The following is a 3335-nucleotide window of genomic DNA, read 5'->3' as shown; positions in this document are numbered from 1 at the left end:
CGAAAAGATCTTTGACATATTGACACAAGCAAGACTGTAGAACAGAAGTTCAAGACTTCTAACAACAAACAGAAAGCTGAAAGTATGAGCGAAAGACAGGCGAATATATTTATTTGTCCTATCTACGATCGTGAGAAAGTAGATAAGGGCGGATGGTGGATGCCTTGGCTCACTCAGGCGATGAAGGACGTGATAAGCTGCGATAAGCGGGGGGTAGGTGCAAATGACCTTTGATCCTCCGATTTCCGAATGGGACAACCCGTCATGCTGAAGGCATGACATCTGCTCAGTGCAGAGGCCAACGCGGGGAACTGAAACATCTTAGTACCCGCAGGAAGAGAAAATAAACAATGATTCCCCCAGTAGTGGCGAGCGAACGGGGAAGAGCCCAAACCTGCGTTGTGGCAACGCCTCGCAGGGGTTGTAGGACCACGTTGTGGTACGGTAACGGAGAGTGGAATTGCCTGGAAAGGCAGACCATAGCGGGTGAAAGTCCCTTACACGAATCCTGCTCCGGCCTAGTGGTATCCTGAGTAACGCGGAACACGAGGAATTCTGCGCGAATCCGCCGGGACCATCCGGTAAGGCTAAATACTCGAGTGAGACCGATAGCGTACGAGTACTGTGAAGGAAAGGTGAAAAGCACCTCGACAAGAGGAGTGAAATAGTTCCTGAAACCATCCGCCTACAAGCGGTCGGAGCATGCTTAGCATGTGACGGCGTGCCTTTTGCATAATGAACCTACGAGTTACCATCTCCGGCAAGGGTAAGGGCCATGAGACCCGCACCCGCAGTGAAAGCGAGCCTGAAGAGGGCGTATAGTCGGAGGGGGTAGACGCGAAACCAAGTGATCTACACATGTCCAGGATGAAGTCCGGGTAACACCGGATGGAGGTCCGCACCGATAAGCGTTGAAAAGCTTCCGGATGAGGTGTGTGTAGGAGTGAAAGGCCAATCAAACTTGGAGATAGCTCGTACTCCCCGAAAGGCATTTAGGTGCCGCGTGCAGTGTTCAGCGTGAGAGGTAGAGCGACCGATAGGTCGAGAGGGCTTCACCGCCTATCGAGACCTGACGAACTCCGAATGCTCACGTTCTGCAGCTGTGCAGTAAGGGGGCGGGTGCTAAGGTCCGTCCCCGAGAGGAGAAGAATCCAGACCGCCGTCTAAGGTCCCGGAATTCTGCCTGAGTTAGTCTAACGAAGTGTGGTCCCAACGACAGCCAGGATGTTGGCTTGGAAGCAGCCATTCATTCAAAGAGTGCGTAACAGCTCACTGGTCGAGGGTCCGCGCATGGATAATAATCGGGTATAAGGCAGATACCGAAGGCGCGGGATAGCAATTGTAAAAGTATCGGTAGGGGAGCATTCCCTGTGCGTTGAATGCGGATGGTGATGTCCGCTGGAGCGCAGGGAAAAGCAAATGTAGGTATAAGTAACGATAAGGAGGGTGAGATTCCCTCCCGCCATAAGTCTAAGGTTTCCCGGGCAATGCCCGTCATCCCGGGGTCAGTCGGGTCCTAAGTCTCAGCCGAAGGGCGAGGGCGATGGCAGAAACGGTTAATATTCCGTTACTGCCGTACGGAGCGACGTGGAGACGCAGTAGTGAAACGGCCGCGCACAGACGGAATTGTGCGCTGAAGGGTGTAGATTATGAGGGTTGCAGGCAAATCCACAATCCGAGTCGAACCTGATCAGTAGGGCCTCTTCTCCGGAAGGGGCCGAGCGCCGGTAAGCATGCTGCCGAGAAAATCCGCTAAGCTTAATCCGTACGGCACCCGTACCGCAAACCGACACAGGTAGACGAGTAGAACATACTAAGGCGTTGGGAGATTCATGGTTAAGGAACTAGGCAAACTGACCCCGTAACTTCGGGATAAGGGGTCCTCACGTCGAGTGAGGCGCAGAGAATAGGTCCAGGCAACTGTTTAACAAAAACACAGGGCTGTGCGAACTCGAAAGATGAAGTATACAGCCTGACACCTGCCCGGTGCCGGAAGGTTAAGAGGAGATGTCAACCGTAAGGCGAAGCATTGAATTGAAGCCCCGGTAAACGGCGGCCGTAACTATAACGGTCCTAAGGTAGCGAAATTCCTTGTCGGGTAAGTTCCGACCTGCACGAATGGTGTAATGATCCGGACGCTGTCTCAACCATGAGCCCAGTGAAATTGTAGTATCGGTGAAGATGCCGATTACCCGCGATGGGACGAAAAGACCCCGTGAACCTTTACTACAGCTTAGCATTGACCTTGGTCATCCGATGTGTAGGATAGGCCGGAGGCTTTGAAGCGCGGGCGCCAGCCTGTGTGGAGCCATCCTTGAAATACGGCCCTTTGGCTGTCTGAGGTCTAACGCGCTCAGCGCGGACACTGCTTGGTGGGTAGTTTGACTGGGGTGGTCGCCTCCAAAAGCGTAACGGAGGCTTCCAAAGGTGCCCTCGGGCCGATTGGTAACCGGCCTTACAGAGTGCAATGGCATAAGGGCGCTTGACTGGGAGGCAGACATGCCGAGCAGGCAGGAAACTGGGGCATAGTGATCCGGCGGACGTGTATGGAAACTCCGTCGCTCAAAGGATAAAAGGTACTCCGGGGATAACAGGCTGATCCCCCCCAAGAGCTCATATCGACGGGGTGGTTTGGCACCTCGATGTCGGCTCGTCACATCCTGGGGCTGGAGAAGGTCCCAAGGGTTGGGCTGTTCGCCCATTAAAGTGGCACGCGAGCTGGGTTCAGAACGTCGTGAGACAGTTCGGTCTCTATCTATCGTGGGCGTTGGAGTTTTGAGCGGTGCCGTCACTAGTACGAGAGGACCGTGATGGACAGACCTCCGGTTTGCCGGTTGTGCCGCCAGGTGCACCGCCGGGTAGCTGAGTCTGGAACGGATAAGCGCTGAAAGCATCTAAGTGCGAAGCCAGCCGCGAGATTAGAACTCCTTACAGGGTCGTCCGAGACGAGGACGTCGATAGGGCGCAGGTGTAAAGACGGTGACGTCAAAGCCGAGCGCTACTAATTGCCCGAAACTTTCCACGGGCTGATACTTTGAGTTTTCGGTCCCAGCGATGGGACGGTTGCGAGGAAATTGGACAAAGAGTTCGAGGTTTTGCTTGTGCGGTAAGTCAACCCAATACCGGCTTCCTGCCAGCGGCATGCGCGCCGCGTATGATGGCAGTAGAGTCAGGAACGATATCAATCAGGCGGTTATTGCGGTGGGGTCCCACCTCTTCCCATTCCGAACAGAGAAGTTAAGCCCACTTGCGCCGATGGTACTGCAATGCAATGCGGGAGAGTAGGTAGCCGCCCTTTTTCACGAAGAGCCTTGGTCACGACAGTGACTGAGGCT

Annotated in this window: 2 rRNA genes; both read left to right on the top strand. The window is 54.4% G+C overall.

Features of this window, described 5'->3' with window-relative positions:
* Positions 1 to 132 precede the first annotated feature (132 nt).
* Positions 133 to 3024: ribosomal RNA gene (locus tag CIK95_RS03480) — 23S ribosomal RNA — on the top strand.
* A 161-nt stretch (positions 3025 to 3185) separates the two neighbouring features.
* Positions 3186 to 3298, top strand: a 5S ribosomal RNA gene (gene rrf, locus CIK95_RS03475).
* The last annotated feature ends 37 nt before the right edge of the window (positions 3299 to 3335 follow it).

Origin of the sequence: Prevotella sp. P5-108 (assembly GCF_002251385.1) — a bacterium.
In the GTDB taxonomy this organism is placed as follows: Bacteria; Bacteroidota; Bacteroidia; order Bacteroidales; family Bacteroidaceae; genus Prevotella.
This window is presented reverse-complemented; position numbering and strand designations above follow the sequence as displayed.